The sequence below is a fragment of the Nonomuraea sp. NPDC050783 genome (assembly GCF_040802095.1).
In the GTDB taxonomy this organism is placed as follows: Bacteria; Actinomycetota; Actinomycetes; order Streptosporangiales; family Streptosporangiaceae; genus Nonomuraea.
In genome coordinates, this window is the sequence record NZ_JBFAHK010000008.1 from 263,405 (window position 1) to 279,256 (window position 15,852).

Consider the following 15,852-nt stretch of genomic DNA (forward strand, 5'->3'; position numbering starts at 1 on the left):
ATCAGGGCAGGTGGTCGGCGAGGTAGCGGCGGACGAGCTGCTTGCACTCGGCGACGAGGGCGGGATCGCCCGCGGGGTCGGCGCGGAAGGCCAGCTTGAGCACGGCGTCGGTGGCCTCCACCGCCACCAGCAGCGCGCGGTCGAGCCCCGGCCCGGCGGGCGCGTCCAGCAGCTCCCGGGTGAGGGCGCGCAGCCGGCCGGCCACGATCGCGTTGTTCTCCCTGGCCTCGTCCAGCGCCCGGTGGGTGCCCGGCAGCGCGGGCCCCCCGGGCGCGACGAGCACCTCGCCGAAGTCGACCACCGCGAACCCGGGCGTGGTGCGCTTCATGTCGACGAACTCGTCCACGGCCAGATCGACCAGGTCGGTCCAGTGGGCGAGGTCGGCGGTGTCGACGCGCTGCGCGATCCGCCGCAGGAACGCGTCGAGGTTGCGCAGCGCGAGCGCCCGCACCAGCGCCTGCTTGTCGCGGAAGAACTGGTAGAACGTGCCGATCGGCACCTCGGCGCGGCGCGCGACCTCTTTGGTGGTGAGCCCTTCGTAGCCGACCTCGTCGAGCAGCAGCGCGCACTCGTCGAGCATCCGCTCCACGCGCACCGCGCTGCGACGTTGGGCGGGACGGCGGCGCAAGACACTCGTCATGCCCCCATCCTCGCGCATTACCTGCAGGTAAAGGCAATCCCACGGACCCGGGTTAACATGAGCCCCACTCGTATCCCCGCTCGGATCAACGTGAGGAGCCGGTGATGTTCCTGTGGGGCACGGCCACGGCCGCCTACCAGATCGAGGGCGCCACGGCCGAGGACGGCCGCGGCCCGTCCGTCTGGGACACCTTCGCCCGCGAGCCCGGCCGGGTGCGCGACGGCCACACCGGCGACGTGGCCTGCGACCACTACCACCGCTGGCCCGAGGACGTCGCCCTCATGTCCGGCCTCGGCGTCAACGCCTACCGCTTCTCCGTCGCCTGGCCGCGCGTCCTGCCCGAGGGCGCCGGCGCGGTCAACCCCAAGGGCCTCGACTTCTACGAGCGCCTGGTGGACGCCCTGCTGGCGGCGGGCATCCGGCCGGTGCCGACGCTGTTCCACTGGGACCTGCCGCAGGCGCTGGAGGAGCGCGGCGGCTGGCTGGAGCGCGACACCGCCGCCCGCTTCGCCGACTACGCGGCCGTGGTGGCCGGGCGCCTGGCCGACCGGGTGCCGCTGTGGATCACGCTGAACGAGCCGTTCGTCCACATGGCCTACGGCTACGCGATGGGCGTGCACGCCCCCGGCCGGGCGCTGCTGACCGGAGCCCTGCCCGCCGCCCACCACCAGCTCCTGGGCCACGGCCTGGCCGTGCGGGCGCTGCGCGCGGCCGGCGCGCGCGAGGTGGCGATCACCAACAACTGCACCCCGGTGCGGCCCGCCTCGCGGGAGGAGCCCGACCTGCGGGCGGCCGAGGCGTACGACATCCTGCACAACCGCCTGTTCAACGACCCGGTGCTGCTCGGCGCGTACCCGGACCTGTCGGCGTACCCGCCGGGGCTCGACTGCGTGGCGGACGGCGACCTCGACGTCATCGCGACGCCCGTCGACGCCCTCGGGATCAACTACTACAACCCCACCCGCATCGCCGCTCCGGCGGACGGCGCGGGCCTGCCCTTCGCCGACGCCGGCATCACCGGCCATCCCACCACGGCCTTCGGCTGGCCGGTCGTCCCCGACGGCCTGCGCGAGCTGCTGACCGGGCTCAAGGCCCGCTACGGCGCCGCGCTGCCGCCGGTGTACATCACCGAGAACGGCTGCTCGCAGGAGGACGTGCTCACCGAGCGCGGCACGGTCGAGGACCCGGGCCGCATCGCGTTCCTGGAGGGCCACATCGCGGCGATGCGGCGGGCGATGGCCGAGGGCGTGGACGTGCGCGGCTACTTCGTCTGGTCGCTGCTGGACAACTTCGAGTGGGCCGAGGGCTACCACCAGCGCTTCGGCCTGGTGCACGTGGACTTCGCGACGCAGCGCCGCACCCCGAAGGCGTCCTACCGGTGGTTCGCCGGCTTCCTGGAGGGTCAGAACACCGACACGTGAACGTGGTCGTAGTGGTTGGCCGTGACGCCGCCGCGGTCGGACATCGGGTCCCAGCCGCCGCCCGAGCGGATGTCGTAGTAGCGCTGCTTCCAGATGATGTACATGACGCCGATGCGGGCGCCGTTCTTGATCAGCCAGTCGGCCAGGGCGTCGCCGTTGGCCGCGTCGGCGCCGCTGGCCATGGTGCCGCCGCGTGACATCATGAAGTCGCAGGCCCGGCCCTTGCCGTGCTCGCCGGGGTCGCCGGGGCGCAGGCAGCCGACGCCGTACTTCATGGGGAAGTTGGCCATGATCTCGGCGCGGACGGCGATCATGCGCGGGGTCAGGCCCTCGGCGCCGCCGGGCTGCTGGAAGCCGTACTTGTCGAGCAGGCGCTGGATCTCGTCGCGCTTGCTCTGCAGGCGCCTGATCTCCTTCTTCATCTTCTCGATCTTGTCGTTGGCGTTGAGCTTCGCCTCTTTCGACTTCTCGATGAGCCGCTCGATGCTCCTGACCCGCTCGGTGCGCTCGACGGCCATGTAGGCGAGGTTGGCGGCCTGCCCCAGCACCTGGTGGGGCTCGGCCCGCATGCCGAAGATCTGGGAGGTGTCGAGCGGGCCGAGGATGTAGGAGTTCTGGGCGATGCGGCCCACCTCCGCCCGGGCGGCCCTGAGCCGCGCCTCCAGGTCGCCGCTGGTGTCGGTGGCCTTCTTGGCCTGGATCCTGATCTCCTCCAGGCTCTGGATCTGGCCGCGGTAGCGCTCGTTGAGCTGGGCCGCCTGCCTGGTGAGCCTGCGCAGCTCGGCGGGGCTGGGGTCGGCCGAGGCCGGTGGGGTGCCGGTGAGGGCGAGCAGCCCGGCGAGGACGGCGACCAGAACGGCGACGCGCCCGGTTCTCACACCCGTCCCCTCCCTACACAGTCGGTCCGAAACTATAGAAGATGATCTTGTTTCCTGTCATCCGAACGACCGAACTGCTGCACCTTTGGCGAAGTTCAAGAGGTTTGCCGGAATTAAGGAGGAGGTAAAAAGTTGGGCCTTGTATAGATCGCTCCAACGGTCTGAGATGGCGGTCGAACTTCGTTCCAGGAAAGAGGCTCGTCTCAAAGGGGGCAGACCAGCGTGTCTCGATCAACGACCCTCGCCGCGGCCGTCATTCTCGGCTTAGGCACGGCCCTCGTGGCCGTCCCCGCACCCGTGGCCGCGGCGCCAGGGCCCGCCGACCGCATCGAGCTCTACCAGCTCGACAGCGCACCCGGCACCGGCCAGGCGCTCAGGGAGAAAGGCTTCGACGTCGTCCAGCAGGAGGTCAAGGGCGGCAAGGAGCACGTCGAGCTGACCGCCGCCGCGGCGGACCTGGCCGGGCTCACCAAGCTCGGCTACAAGCCCGAGCCCGTGCGCAACCCGCAGGGCCAGACCCAGCAGGAGGCCGCCAGGGCGCAGGCCGCCGGCGGCTACAACGTCTGGAGGTCCTACTCCGAGCCCGGCGGCATCGCCGACCAGCTCAAGGCCCTCGCCGACGCCAACAAGGACGTCGTCAAGCTCCAGTCCATCGGCAGGACCCTGCGGGGGCAGGACATCCTCGCCGCCAAGGTGAGCACCGGAGCCAGGCTGCTGCCCGACGGCCTCAAGCCGGCCGCCCTGTACTCGGCCACCCAGCACGCCCGCGAGTGGATCGCCACCGAGGTGGACATGCGGCTGCTGAAGTACGTCCTCGCCAACAAGGGCACGCTCAAGGACCTGCTCAACAGGACCGAGCTGTGGTTCGTCCCGGTGGCCAACCCCGACGGCTACGACTTCACCTTCACCGAGGGCAACCGCCTGTGGCGCAAGAACCTGCGCGACGTGAACGGCGACGGCCAGATCACCGTCGGCGACGGCGTTGACCCGAACCGCAACTTCCCCACCAACTTCCACTACGACGAAGAGGGCTCCTCCAGCATCCCGAGCAGCGAGACCTACCGCGGCGCCGGCCCGGCCAGCGAGCCGGAGACCAGGGCCCTGGACGGCCTGCTCCGGCGCGTCGGCTTCGAGATGCAGCTCAACTACCACTCCTACGGCCCGCTGCTGCTCTACCCCACCGGCTTCCAGATCGCCACGCCCACGGCCGACAACCCGATCTACGAGGCGATCACCGGCGACGACGAGAAGCCCGCGGTCCCCGGCTTCGACCCCGACCTCGGCGCCGAGCTGTACACCACCAACGGCGAGACCACCGACCACGCGCACCTGCGCTACGGCACGCTGGCCTGGACGCCGGAGCTGGAGGAGGGGTGCGACGGCTGCGGCTTCGTCTTCCCCGACGACGAGGCCCTGGTGCAGGCGGAGTTCGAGAAGAACCTGCCGTTCGCGCTCGACGTCGCGAAATCCGCGGTCAACCCGGTCGAGCCGGTCAACCACCTGGGCAACACCACCCCCGACTTCGTGCTCGACCCGTTCCAGTACAGCTACGGCCGCGACCAGGTCGTCCAGGTCAACGCCAAGCGCAAGCTCGGCCCCGTCCTGCTCAACTGGCAGGTCAACGGCGGGCGCACCCGGACCGCGCTGACGGGCGAGTGGAAGGGCGGCGAGCGCTACGGCAAGGGCTACGACCGCTACTACCACTGGCTGCGCGGCAAGATCACCGGAACCAGGCCGGGCGACAAGGTCAAGGTCTGGTTCACCTCGCTCGGCAAGAAGAGCGCCGACTTCACCTACACCGTCGCCACCGACATCGGCGGCCAGGTGCTGGTGCTCGCCACCGAGGACGTCACCGGCCTCAGCCCCGCCCAGGGCGGCACCGAGGCCAAGTACGCCGGCGCCTACACCGCCGCGCTCCAGGCCGCCGGCTACTCCTCCGACGTCTACGACATGGACAAGATGGGCCGGGTGCCACCGCACGCGCTCGGCGTGCTCAGCCACTACAAGGCGGTGGTGTGGGAGACCGGCGACGACATCATCCCGAGGTCGCAAGGCCAGGTGGCCGGCACCACGTCCAGGGGCGGCGTGCGGACCGAGCTGGCGGTGCGCGACTACCTGAACGAGGGCGGCAAGCTGCTGCACGCCGGCAAGTACCCGTCGTACGCGGCCAACAACAACGGCGCGTACTACTACGAGCCGGACGCGGACCAGCCCGAGTGCGCGGTGGCGAACGACCCGCCGTGCATCCAGGTGTTCAACGACTTCCAGCAGTACTACCTGGGCGCCTACGTCTTCTTCGACGACGCCGGCACCGACCAGGCCACCGGGCAGCCGTTCCCGCTGGCGGGCAACGGCGGCGCGTTCGAGGGATTCGGCGCCACGCTGGCGCAGAGCCACACCAACTCCTTCGTGGCCACCTCGGCGATCCTGCCGCCCGAGCAGTTCCCGCTGTTCGCCTCCTCGGCCCGGATCAAGTGGGTGCGCCCCGGCGGCCCGTTCGACCCGCACACCGGCTCCTGGGACGTCTACAGCGGCATCTCCGACGTGGCGTGGAAGCGGCTGACCACGACCGTGGACCTCACCGGCCGCAGCAGCGGCGAGCTGACGTTCTGGACCTCCTACGACACCGAGGCCGACTGGGACTTCCTGACCGTGGAGGCCCACACGGTGGGCGGTGACGACTGGACCACGCTGCCCGACGCCAACGGGCACACCAGCCAGAACACCGGCGAGAGCTGCAAGACCGAGAACAGCGGCGGCTGGCGCCAGATCCACCCGTTCACCCAGCGCTACCAGGGCCCGAACTGCGAGCCGACCGGCTCCTCGGGCGCGTGGCACGCCGCCTCGGGCAACTCCGGCGGCTGGCAGCAGTGGCGGATCGACCTGACCCCGTACGCGGGCAAGCGGGTGGAGCTGTCCATCTCCTACATCAGCGACTGGTCCACCCAGGGCGCGGGCGTCTTCCTGGATGACGCCGCGGTGACGCTGGACGGCGCGACGACGGCGCAGACCTCGTTCGAGACGGATCTCGGCGGCTGGAGCGTGGGCGCCCCGCCCGCGGGCACCTCGGCCTCGATCAACAACTGGTTCCGCACCGACCAGGTCTTCGAGGAGGGCGGCGGCATCGTCACCAGGGACACCGTGTACCTCGGCTTCGGCGTGGAGAGCGTGACCGACCAGGCGGCGCGTACGGATCTGGTCAAGCGGTCCATGCGGCACCTGCTGGGCGAGCGCAGGTAGCGGCATCCTCGGGGAGGGGCGCGGCGCGGGCCGCGCCCCTCTTGCGCGACCGGACAGAACATGATTCGGTCGCCTTTGAGGCGTACCTACGTCAAGCAAGCATTCGGTCAAGCAGGAGGCTCACGACATGCGCCAGCACGACACGCTGTTCATCGGGGGCGAATGGGTGGCCCCCGCGGGCACCGGGACCATAGACGTCGTCTCGCCGCACACCGAGGAGGTCGTGGGCCGCGTGCCGGACGGCACCGCCGCCGACATGGACCGGGCGGTGGCGGCCGCCCGCGAGGCGTTCGACCACGGGCCGTGGCCCCGCATGACCTTCGCCGAGCGGGCCGCGGTCATCGACCGGCTGGCCGCCATCTACAACGAGCGGCAGGCCGAGATGGCCCAGCTCATCACCGAGGAGATGGGCTCGCCCATCACCTTCTCCAACCTCGCGCAGGCGCCGCAGCCGCTCAGCATGCTCCAGTACTACGCCGAGCTGGGCAGGACGTTCGAGCAGGAGGAGGAGCGGCCCGGCCTGTTCGGCCCGGTCGTCGTGCGGCGCGAGCCGGTGGGCGTCGTGGCCGCCGTCGTGCCGTGGAACGTGCCCCAGTTCGTCACGATGACGAAGCTGGCGCCCGCCCTGCTCGCCGGCTGCACCGTGGTGCTCAAGCCGGCTCCCGAGACGCCGCTGGACGCGTACCTGCTGGCCGAGTGGGTCGCCGAGGCGGGCGTGCCGGCCGGCGTGCTCAACATCGTGCCCGCCGGGCGCGAGGCCGGCGAGCACCTGGTCTCCCACCCCGGCGTGGACAAGGTCGCCTTCACCGGCTCGACCGCCGCCGGCCGCCGCATCGCCGCCATCTGCGGCGAGCAGCTCAAGCGGGTCAGCCTGGAGCTGGGCGGCAAGTCCGCCGCCATCGTCCTGGACGACGCCGACCTCGCCTCCAGCATGGGCTTCCTGTCCATGGCCTCGCTCATGAACAACGGCCAGGCCTGCGTGGCGCAGACCCGCATCCTGGCCTCCCGCAACCGCTACGACGAGGTCGTGGACGCCGTCGCCGGCATGGTCGCCTCCCAGCCCGTCGGCGACCCCGCCGACCCCGCCACCGGCATCGGCCCGCTGGTCGCCAAGCGGCAGCAGGAGCGCGTCGAGGGCTACATCAGGATCGGCATGGACGAGGGCGCCAAGGTCGTCGTCGGCGGGCTCGACCGGCCCCGCGACCGCGGCTGGTACGTCGCCCCCACCGTCTTCTCCGGCGTCAGCAACGACATGCGCATCGCCCGCGAGGAGATCTTCGGGCCGGTCCTGGCGGTGATCCCGTACGAGGACGAGGCCGACGCCGTCCGCATCGCCAACGACAGCGACTACGGCCTGGCCGGCACCGTCTGGACCGCCGACACCGAGCGCGGCATGGAGATCGCCCGCCAGGTCCGCACCGGCACCTACGGCGTCAACTGCTACATGCTGGGCGCCAACACGCCCTTCGGCGGGTTCAAGGCCAGCGGCATCGGCCGCGAGCTGGGCCCGGAGGGCCTGAGCGGCTACCTGGAGTACAAGAGCATCTCCCGCCTGGGCTGAGCCCCCGGCGCGAGGGCCCCGCACGCGGGTGCGGGGCCCTCGCCGTGCCGAAGGCCACCCAGCGCGCCCCCGCGACGCTGGGCAACCGCCTGGCTACTGCAGTATGTCCCACGTCCACCGCATAGACGGTTTCCTTCCCCAGGGACTTTCTCCCGGCGGTTTCCTTCCATACGCCTCAGTACGACGTGTATTACTCACGAAAAGTTCGAGGAGATCCACTTACCGATCCGGCGGACGAGATCGGGGGTCGCGGCGGACTCCGCGTGGCCGTAACCGGGCTCGATCCACAGCTCCTTGGGCTCGCGCGCGCCGGCGTAGAGCTGGTGGGCGTGATCCAGGGGGAAGAACGCGTCGGCGTCCCCGTGGACGATCAGCAGCGGGGTGGGCGCGATGAGCGCGGCGGCCTCGTGGGGCGGCATCGGGACCGGGTCCCACTCGGCGTTCCTGATCCTGGTGCGCTTGGCCACGCGCGCCGCGAGCCGCCCGACGGGCCGCTCGATCGCCCAGTGGACCTGGCGCATCGGCCGGGTGCCCCGGTAGTACCAGCGGGCGGGGCCGCTCACCGCCACCACGGCGTCCACGCCCCCGCGCAGGCCCGCGTGGCGCACCGCCACCGCCGCGCCCATCGAGAAGCCGACCACCGCCACCTTCCGGTAGCCGATCGCGCGGGCGTGCCGGACGGCCGCCTCCACGTCCAGGATCTCCAGGTCGCCCACGGTGGTCTCGCCGCCCGAGCGGCCGTGGCCGCGGAAGTCGAAGGCGATCACGCCGCCGTAGCCGCTGAGCACGTGCACGATGCGGCGGGCCGTGCGCTCGCGCCACGAGCCGGTGAAGCCGTGCGCCACGACGATCCCGAGGTCGGTGCGGGCGGACGGCGTGTGGGCGGCGTCGATGCGGACCCCGTCCTCGGTCCTGAGCATGACGGGGTAGTTGGGCGCGAAAGGCATGGACACGAGCCTAGGCGTGCCCCGGATCCGGCCCGCGCCCGGCTCAGTCGTTCGCGGGCCCGCCCTCCGGCGGGGCCTCAGGATCGGCCCCGGGCACGTGCAGCGCGCTCAGGTCGGCCACGCCCATCACGATGCGCACCCGTGACTCCTCGGCCGCCTCGATCGCCTGCGGTAAATCGGAGATCAGCACGCGGGCCCGGCTGGCCTGGATGCGCTCCCTGAGCGTGTCGGCGCCGAGGTCGGCCGGGACCGGCCAGGCCACGCCGCCGGCGGCGATCACCGCGTCGGTCGCCACCAGCAGGTCGGGCCCGACGGGCAGGCAGATGAGCACGGTGTCACCCACCCGCACGCCGCGCCGCCGCAGCTCGACGATCGCGACGGCTGACCTCTCGTCGAGCTGCTCCTCCGTGAGCTTCAGACCGGTGTCCGAGTCCACGATGACGTAGCGCTCATCCATGGTGACCACCGTAGGGAGGGCGTCTCGTGCGTACATGGGGCGGAATATGCAGATCCTTATGCAGAAGAGCCCGAGGCTTGCTCGGCCGCCCACACCGCGATCTGGGCACGCGAGGTATAGCCGAGTTTCTCCATGATGTTGGCGATATGTCGGGCCACTGTGGCGGGGCTGATGACCAGCTCCTCCGCGATGGCCCGGTTGGACAGGCCACGGGTGAGCAGACCGGCGATCTCCTGCTCGCGGGCGGTCAGCAGGGAACGGCGCACCGGCTCGGCCGGCACCGGCGACTGCCGGGACTGCCGCTCCCCCTCCAGGACGTGGCGGACGGCGTCGTCGAGGCTCATGGCCCGGCCGCGCGACCACAGCGCCGCGGCCCGGCCGTCGCCGAGCTTGTTGCGGGCCCGGCCCAGCAGCTCCTCGATGCGGGTCGTGGCGTGGTGCTGGCCGATGGACTCGCGCAGCGCGGCCGCCGCGGCCGCCGCCAGCACCGCGCCCTCCAGGTCGCCCTCGCACTCCGCCAGCACCGACAGCCCCACCAGGCAGCGCGCCACGCCCTGGCGCTGGCCGGTGTCGCGGCTCAGCGCGAGGCTGGCGGCCAGGCGCTCGCGCGCGACGGCGAACTCGTGCAGCATCGCCGCCACCCGGCCGATCCTCGCCAGGCAGCGGGCCAGGTCGATGTCGCTGCCCAGCTCGCGCAGCCAGGGGACGGCCATCTCGTAGCGGGCCTTGGCCGTCACCAGGTCGCCGCGGGCCTCGGCGACCGCGCCGAGCTGGGCGGCGGCGCGGGCCATGATCCAGCGGTGGCCGTGCTCGCAGGCCCGCGCCAGGGCCTCCTCGCCGTGCCGCTGCGCCTCCCGCAGCCGGCCCCGGGTCAGCGCCACCGCCGACAGCCCGGCCAGCCCCGCCGCCTGGTTCCAGGCGTCGCCCGAGCGCGTGGCGACGGCCAGGCCCTCCTCGGCGTGCCGCAGCGCCTCGTCGACGCGGCCCATCCGCAGCAGCACCACGACGATGAGGCTGTGCATGACGCAGCGCGGGAACACGTTGTCGGCCGCCATGCCCGCCAGGCTCTCCTCGGCCACCTCCAGCGACCGGCTCAGCTCGTCGCGCGCCTCCAGCCCGTAGGCGAGGTACGCCTTGGCGTGCGCGAGCTGCTCCGCGGGCACCGCCGACAGGTCGAGCGACAGCAGCCGCTCGATCCAGCCGACGATCTCCGCCGGGTTGCCGCCCAGCGGCAGCAGGCCCGTGTTGATGGTGCACAGCCGCAGGCCCAGCGGGACGTTGCCGGACTCGACGGCCCAGTCGAGCGCCGCCCGCTGGTCGTCGAGCAGGCTCTTGCTGGCGGCCAGCGCCCGCAGCCGCTCCGGCCACGGCAGGCCGGGGGCGACCAGCTCGGTGGCGAAGTGGCGCTGCTGCAACGCGCACATGACGCCGAGGTGCCGCTCGCGCAGGGCCTCGCGCTCGCCGGTCTGCCGCAGCCGCTCCAGCGCGTACCGCCTGATGGTCTCCAGCAGCCAGTAGCGGGTGCGGCCCTCGTCGCACAACACGAGCGACTTGTCGACCAGGCCGCCGAGCAGGTCGACGATCTCCGTGCCGGCGATGGGCCGGCCGGCGCACACCTGCTCGGCCAGGTCGAGGTCGAAGGCCCCGGCGAACACCGACAGCCGCCGTAGCAGCACCTGCTCCTTCGGCGACAGCAGGTCGTAGCTCCACTCGACGGCCGCGAGGAGCGTGCGCTGGCGGGCGGGGGCGGTGCGGCCGCCCGTGGTGAGCAGGGAGAAGCGGTCGTCGATGCGGTCGGCGATCTGGCCGGGGCTGAGCAGGCTCGTACGGGCCGCGGCCAGCTCCAGGGCGAGCGGCAGCCCGTCCAGCGCCCGGCACAGGCGCACCACGTCGGGCAGGCTGTCGGCGCCCAGCCGGGTGCCGGCCGCCACGGCGCGCTCCAGGAAGAGCTGCACCGACTCGGCCTCGACGACCCCGCAACGCACGCGCCCCGGCGCCTCCTCGCCCGGCGCCTCCGGCCCGGAGACCCCCGGCGCCCCGGACATTCCCGGCACCCCGCCCGGAGACCCGTCCCCGGACGGCACCTCCCCGGACAACGCGTCCCGGTACGGCGCGTCCCGGTATGGCGCGTCCCGGTACGGGGCGTCCTGGTGCGGCACGTCCCGGGAGGACGCGTCCCTGGAGGGCCCGTCCCGGTACGGCAGGTCCCGGTGCGGCAGGTCCCTGAGCGGCAGGTCCCGGTACGGCGTCTCGTGAAGCGGCACCCCTTCGAACGCCACCCCGCCGGGCGGCACCTCCCCGAACGGCATCTCGTCCGAGGACGGCCCGCCGGACGGCTCGCCGGAAGACCCTCCGCCAGGGGGCGGCTCACCTGGTGGCATGTCGCTCGGCGGCAGCTCGTGGCGCGGCACGCCGCCAGGTGGCCCCCCTCCGGCCGGCGCCTCGCCGGGCGGCGCGCCGCCGAACAACGTCTCGTGAAGCGGCGCGTCCCCGGACGGCGCCGCGCCGAGCGGGATCCCCCCCTCACCCGCCGCTCCGGTCTCGTACGGGCGCTCGCCGGAGCCCGGGCCACCGTAGGACGGAACGGACCATCCGTGGTCGGGCGTGAGGGCGTCGGGGTCGGGGAGGTCGAGCGGTGGCACCCGCCAGATCAGCTCGCTGGCGATGCGCAGCGGCTCGCGGCTGGTGGCCAGGACGCTCAGCCGCGGGCAGGCCGCCACCAGCCCGGCGGCCACCTCGGCACAGTCGTCCACGAGGTGCTCGCAGTTGTCGAGCAGCAGCAGGCAGCACAGCTCGCGCAGCCGGGCGGTCACGGTGTCGAGCAGCGACCGGTTGGCCTCCTCACGCACCCGCAGCACGCGGGCGATCTCCGGGACGATCAGCTCGCCCCGGCCGAGCCTGGCCAGCTCGACCAGCCAGACGCCGTCGGGGTAGGCGGGCAGCAGCCCGGCCGCGACCTGCAGCGCCAGCCGGGTCTTGCCGATGCCGCCGACCCCGCAGAGGGTCACGACCCGGGTGCGGCCGAACAACCCGCGCAGGTCGTCGAGGTCACGCTCGCGGCCTACGAACCGGTTGGGCTCTGCTGGAAGGTTGTGCCTGGGGGGCTCTGCCATGTGGTCACCCTGCGTCGCGGAAGGATCACACTCTCCCACAGTGTCGCACTTTTACAAGCCGAGGGAACTCACGACCGCCCTCTCGTCGACGACTCGCAGGATGGGATCGCCGAGCAGCCGCTTGGCCAGATCGTACGGAGCGACGACCATCGTGGCCCGGCGCTCCTGGGCCAGCACGCGGCAGCCGATGACGCTCGGCTCGTGGGCGATCACGACGTGGGCGCCGGCCATCATGGCTAAATCGATGACCCGCAGCCCCCGGAAGGGCTCGCTGACGGCGTTGATGACGACGTCCTCCTTGCCGATCACCAGCCGCGCGGCCAGCCGCCGCAGGTCGCCGGCCAGCTCGATGTGGTCGAACAGGCGCACGCCGTCGAGCGTGACGGCCGGCCCGGCCAGCGGCCCGAACTCCACGGTGCCGGCGCCCAGCAGCTCGCCGAACGGCCGGGCGCCGGGCGCCGGGTGGAAGGAGAAGACCTGCTGGACGTCGGCGGCCGCCGTGCCGGGATGACCGTGGGTGATCATCATGCGCGCCTTGCCGGTGCTGCCGAGCACCGCGATGCCGCCCGCCCAGGCCACGGAGTGGACGGCGACCGGCAGGGACGCCCCGAGCGGCACGTCGACGAGCACCTGGTCGCCGTACTGGAGACCGTGGCGGCGCAGCCCCGCCGCGGCCCGCGTCACCCGCCGCACGAACGCGGCGTACGACAGCACCTCGCCGGTCCTGACGTCGCTCACCGCCGGCTCATCGCCCTTCGTCGGCGCCGACGCCGTAACCAGCTCTGTCCACGTCATGTCGTCAATCTAGGTACCGGGGCTGCGCTTGCCATGCGCACAAATGTGCAACCCGGTATGTAGGTGCGATCCGGTACCCATACATGTGGTGTACGTCCCCACACACCTACCCTTGATCCATGCGGGACGACTCCCTGCGGCGCGTCCTCGACGCCGCCTACGAGGGGATGCTGGAGCAGGGCCTGCGCCGGTTGACCATGGACGACGTGGCGAGGAGGGCGGGCCTGTCCAGGGTCACCGTCTACCGGCGCTTCGCCAGGAAGGGCGAGCTGATCGAGGCGGTCCTGCAGCGGGAGCTGCGCCGGTTCCTGCGGGCGTTCGAGCAGGAGCTGGCCCCGCTGCCGACGACGGCGGAGCGGGTGGTGGAGGGGTTCGCGCTCACGCTGCGGCTGGTGCGGGCGCATCCGCTGCTCACCCGGCTGCTGGCCACCGAGCCCGAGACGATCCTGCCGCAGCTCACCGTGGAGGCGGGGCCCTACGTGGCGGTGGCCAGGCGCTACCTGGCCGAGCGGCTGGCCGGTCCAGCGGGGGGCGGCGCGGGGAGCGCGGAGGCGGAGGCGTTGGCGGAGACGTACGTGCGCGTCGCGCTGTCGTTCGTCCTGACTCCTGACAGCGCGATCCCGCTGCGCGACGCCGCGGACGCCCGCGCCTACGCCCGCCGTCATCTGGTACCGCTCCTGTCCACCGAGAGGGATCAACTAGACTTATGAGGTCGCGACTTCGCGCGGCGGCCCCCACGACACAGAGCGAGACGTCATCATGCCTTTGAACAGCCGCGACGACCTGCGGAACATCGCGATCATCGCGCACGTCGACCATGGCAAGACCACGCTGGTCGACGCCATGCTCTGGCAGTCCGGGGCATTCCGCGCCAACCAGGACGTCGACGACCGCGTCATGGACTCCAACGATCTGGAGCGCGAGAAGGGCATCACCATTCTCGCGAAGAACACCGCCGTCCAGCACGGCGGCATGACCATCAACATCATCGACACGCCGGGCCACGCCGACTTCGGCGGCGAGGTCGAGCGCGGCCTGTCGATGGTCGACGGCGTGGTCCTGCTGGTCGACGCCTCGGAGGGTCCGCTGCCGCAGACCCGCTTCGTGCTGCGCAAGGCCCTGGCCGCGAAGATGCCGGTCATCCTCTGCATCAACAAGGTCGACCGCCCCGACGCCCGCATCAGGGAGGTCGTCGACGAGGTCTACGAGCTGTTCATGGACCTCGACGCGACCGAGGAGCAGATCGACTTCCCGATCGTCTACGCCTCGGCGAAGGCCGGCCGGGCCTCGATGAACCGTCCCGAGGACGGCGGCATGCCCGACTCCGAGGACCTGGAGCCGCTGTTCGACATCATCAAGTCGACCATCCCGGCGCCCACGTACGACCCGAGCGCCCCGCTGCAGGCCCACGTCACCAACCTCGACGCCTCCTCCTACCTCGGCCGCATCGCGCTGTGCCGGATCCACCAGGGCCGCATGCGCAAGGGCCAGCAGGTGGCCTGGTGCCGCACCGACGGCTCGATCCAGCGCGTCAAGATCACCGAGCTGCTGATGACGGAGGCGCTGGAGCGCAAGCCGGCCGAGGAGGCGGGCCCCGGCGACATCATCGCCATCGCCGGCATCCCCGACATCATGATCGGCGAGACGCTGGCCGACCCCGAGGACCCGCGCCCGCTGCCGCTGATCACGGTGGACGAGCCGGCCATCTCGATGACCATCGGCACCAACACCTCGCCCCTGGTGGGCAAGGCCAAGGGCTCCAAGGTCACCGCCCGCATGGTGAAGGACCGCCTGGAGCGCGAGCTGATCGGCAACGTCTCGCTGCGGGTGCTGCCGACCGACCGGCCCGACGCCTGGGAGGTGCAGGGCCGCGGCGAGCTGGCGCTGGCCGTCCTGGTCGAGCAGATGCGCCGCGAGGGCTATGAGCTGACCGTCGGCAAGCCGCAGGTGGTCACCAAGGAGATCGACGGCAAGGTGCACGAGCCGGTCGAGCGGCTGACGGTCGACTGCCCGGAGGACTACCTCGGCGCGGTCACGCAGCTCCTGGCGGTGCGCAAGGGCCGCATGGAGCACATGACCAACCACGGCACCGGCTGGATCCGCATGGAGTTCGTGGTGCCGGCGCGCGGCCTGATCGGCTTCCGCACCGAGTTCCTGACCGAGACCCGCGGCACCGGCCTGGTCCACCACGTGTTCGACTCCTACGAGCCGTGGTTCGGCGAGCTGCGCACCCGCGCCAGCGGCTCGCTGGTGGCCGACCGCTCCGGCCCGGTCACCGCGTTCGCGATGCTCAACCTGCAGGAGCGCGGCACGCTGTTCGTCTCCCCCGGCACCGAGGTCTACGAAGGCATGATCGTCGGCGAGAACTCCCGCTCCGACGACATGGACGTCAACATCACCAAGGAGAAGAAGCTCACCAACATGCGCTCCTCGACCTCCGAGGAGACGGAGAAGCTGATCCCGCCGCGCGTGTTGTCGCTGGAGCAGGCCCTGGAGTTCATCCGCGAGGACGAGTGCGTGGAGATCACCCCCGAGGCCGTGCGCATCCGCAAGGTCGTGCTCGACGCGGCCGCCCGCGGGCGCGCCGCGGCCCGCGCCAAGCGCGCCTGAGCCGGCCTCCGGCCCGCCGGTGAATCGGCCTTCGCCCTGCCCCAACAAAGCGCCGAATTCCGGTAATCATCGCGAGTAAGGATCCCACGGCCCGCCTGGGTGCGGCCCGTGGGATCTCCCGTGTCACGTTGTAAAGAAACGTTGTCATGGGAATAGCTGTAATCACACCGTGACGCTTTTCGAGATAGAA

At 71.8% G+C, this 15,852-nt stretch carries 11 protein-coding genes; 5 read left to right on the forward strand and 6 right to left on the reverse strand.

Going from position 1 to position 15,852, the window contains the following annotated elements; genetic code table 11:
• Position 1: 1 nt before the first annotated feature.
• Complete coding sequence (locus AB0H75_RS23870; RefSeq protein WP_367799509.1) at positions 2-640, reverse strand: TetR family transcriptional regulator; 639 nt, start codon at positions 638-640, stop codon at positions 2-4.
• A gap of 104 nt (positions 641-744) precedes the next feature.
• Between AB0H75_RS23870 and AB0H75_RS23875 the strand changes: the two genes are divergently transcribed.
• Complete coding sequence (locus AB0H75_RS23875; protein ID WP_367799511.1) at positions 745-2,061, forward strand: GH1 family beta-glucosidase; 1,317 nt, start codon at positions 745-747, stop codon at positions 2,059-2,061.
• Here the strand turns inward: AB0H75_RS23875 and AB0H75_RS23880 are convergent.
• Positions 2,043-2,939 carry a coiled-coil domain-containing protein gene (locus AB0H75_RS23880; RefSeq protein WP_367799513.1) on the reverse strand — a complete coding sequence of 299 codons (897 nt, stop codon included), beginning with the start codon at positions 2,937-2,939 and terminating at the stop codon, positions 2,043-2,045. The two genes, AB0H75_RS23875 and AB0H75_RS23880, sit on opposite strands and share 19 nt — an antisense overlap.
• A gap of 222 nt (positions 2,940-3,161) precedes the next feature.
• On the opposite strand from AB0H75_RS23880, the gene AB0H75_RS23885 reads away from it, so the two are divergent.
• Positions 3,162-6,179, forward strand: coding sequence for a M14 family zinc carboxypeptidase (locus tag AB0H75_RS23885; RefSeq protein WP_367799515.1), 3,018 nt, complete (start codon positions 3,162-3,164; stop codon positions 6,177-6,179).
• A 127-nt stretch (positions 6,180-6,306) separates the two neighbouring features.
• Positions 6,307-7,740 carry an aldehyde dehydrogenase gene (locus tag AB0H75_RS23890; protein ID WP_367799517.1) on the forward strand — a complete coding sequence of 478 codons (1,434 nt, stop codon included), beginning with the start codon at positions 6,307-6,309 and terminating at the stop codon, positions 7,738-7,740.
• Positions 7,741-7,934: 194 nt separating this feature from the next.
• Here the strand turns inward: AB0H75_RS23890 and AB0H75_RS23895 are convergent, their stop codons facing one another.
• The 4 genes from AB0H75_RS23895 to AB0H75_RS23910 are packed head-to-tail and all read right to left on the reverse strand — an operon-like array spanning position 7,935 to position 13,052.
• Positions 7,935-8,687 carry an alpha/beta hydrolase gene (locus AB0H75_RS23895; protein ID WP_367799519.1) on the reverse strand — a complete coding sequence of 251 codons (753 nt, stop codon included), beginning with the start codon at positions 8,685-8,687 and terminating at the stop codon, positions 7,935-7,937.
• Between the two features lie 43 nt (positions 8,688-8,730).
• Positions 8,731-9,144 carry an AMP-binding protein gene (locus AB0H75_RS23900; protein WP_367799521.1) on the reverse strand — a complete coding sequence of 138 codons (414 nt, stop codon included), beginning with the start codon at positions 9,142-9,144 and terminating at the stop codon, positions 8,731-8,733.
• Positions 9,145-9,200: 56 nt separating this feature from the next.
• On the reverse strand, positions 9,201-12,257 hold the full coding sequence (locus tag AB0H75_RS23905) for a LuxR C-terminal-related transcriptional regulator (RefSeq protein WP_367799523.1): 3,057 nt from the start codon (positions 12,255-12,257) through the stop codon (positions 9,201-9,203).
• Between the two features lie 51 nt (positions 12,258-12,308).
• A complete protein-coding gene (locus tag AB0H75_RS23910; RefSeq protein WP_367799525.1) occupies positions 12,309-13,052 on the reverse strand; it encodes an AMP-binding protein in 744 nt (247 codons plus the stop codon).
• A 119-nt stretch (positions 13,053-13,171) separates the two neighbouring features.
• Here AB0H75_RS23910 and AB0H75_RS23915 point away from each other — a divergent pair, with 119 nt between their 5' ends.
• Together AB0H75_RS23915 and typA are read left to right on the forward strand one after the other, a co-directional pair.
• Positions 13,172-13,762: a TetR/AcrR family transcriptional regulator gene (locus AB0H75_RS23915; protein WP_367799527.1), complete on the forward strand. Its 591-nt coding sequence runs from the start codon at positions 13,172-13,174 to the stop codon at positions 13,760-13,762.
• 49 nt (positions 13,763-13,811) lie between these two features.
• Positions 13,812-15,662 carry a translational GTPase TypA gene (gene typA / locus AB0H75_RS23920; RefSeq protein ID WP_367799529.1) on the forward strand — a complete coding sequence of 617 codons (1,851 nt, stop codon included), beginning with the start codon at positions 13,812-13,814 and terminating at the stop codon, positions 15,660-15,662.
• The last annotated feature ends 190 nt before the right edge of the window (positions 15,663-15,852 follow it).

What these genes read in the sequence shown, in the direction of transcription:
- AB0H75_RS23870 (WP_367799509.1), bottom strand. Translation starts at nt 640, where the DNA reads ATGACGAGTGTCTTGCGCCGCCGTCCCGCCCAACGTCGCAGCGCGGTG.
- AB0H75_RS23875 (WP_367799511.1), top strand. Translation starts at nt 745, where the DNA reads ATGTTCCTGTGGGGCACGGCCACGGCCGCCTACCAGATCGAGGGCGCC.
- AB0H75_RS23890 (WP_367799517.1), top strand. Translation starts at nt 6,307, where the DNA reads ATGCGCCAGCACGACACGCTGTTCATCGGGGGCGAATGGGTGGCCCCC.
- AB0H75_RS23895 (WP_367799519.1), bottom strand. Translation starts at nt 8,687, where the DNA reads ATGCCTTTCGCGCCCAACTACCCCGTCATGCTCAGGACCGAGGACGGG.
- AB0H75_RS23900 (WP_367799521.1), bottom strand. Translation starts at nt 9,144, where the DNA reads ATGGATGAGCGCTACGTCATCGTGGACTCGGACACCGGTCTGAAGCTC.
- AB0H75_RS23905 (WP_367799523.1), bottom strand. Translation starts at nt 12,257, where the DNA reads ATGGCAGAGCCCCCCAGGCACAACCTTCCAGCAGAGCCCAACCGGTTC.
- AB0H75_RS23910 (WP_367799525.1), bottom strand. Translation starts at nt 13,052, where the DNA reads ATGACGTGGACAGAGCTGGTTACGGCGTCGGCGCCGACGAAGGGCGAT.
- AB0H75_RS23915 (WP_367799527.1), top strand. Translation starts at nt 13,172, where the DNA reads ATGCGGGACGACTCCCTGCGGCGCGTCCTCGACGCCGCCTACGAGGGG.
- typA (WP_367799529.1), top strand. Translation starts at nt 13,812, where the DNA reads ATGCCTTTGAACAGCCGCGACGACCTGCGGAACATCGCGATCATCGCG.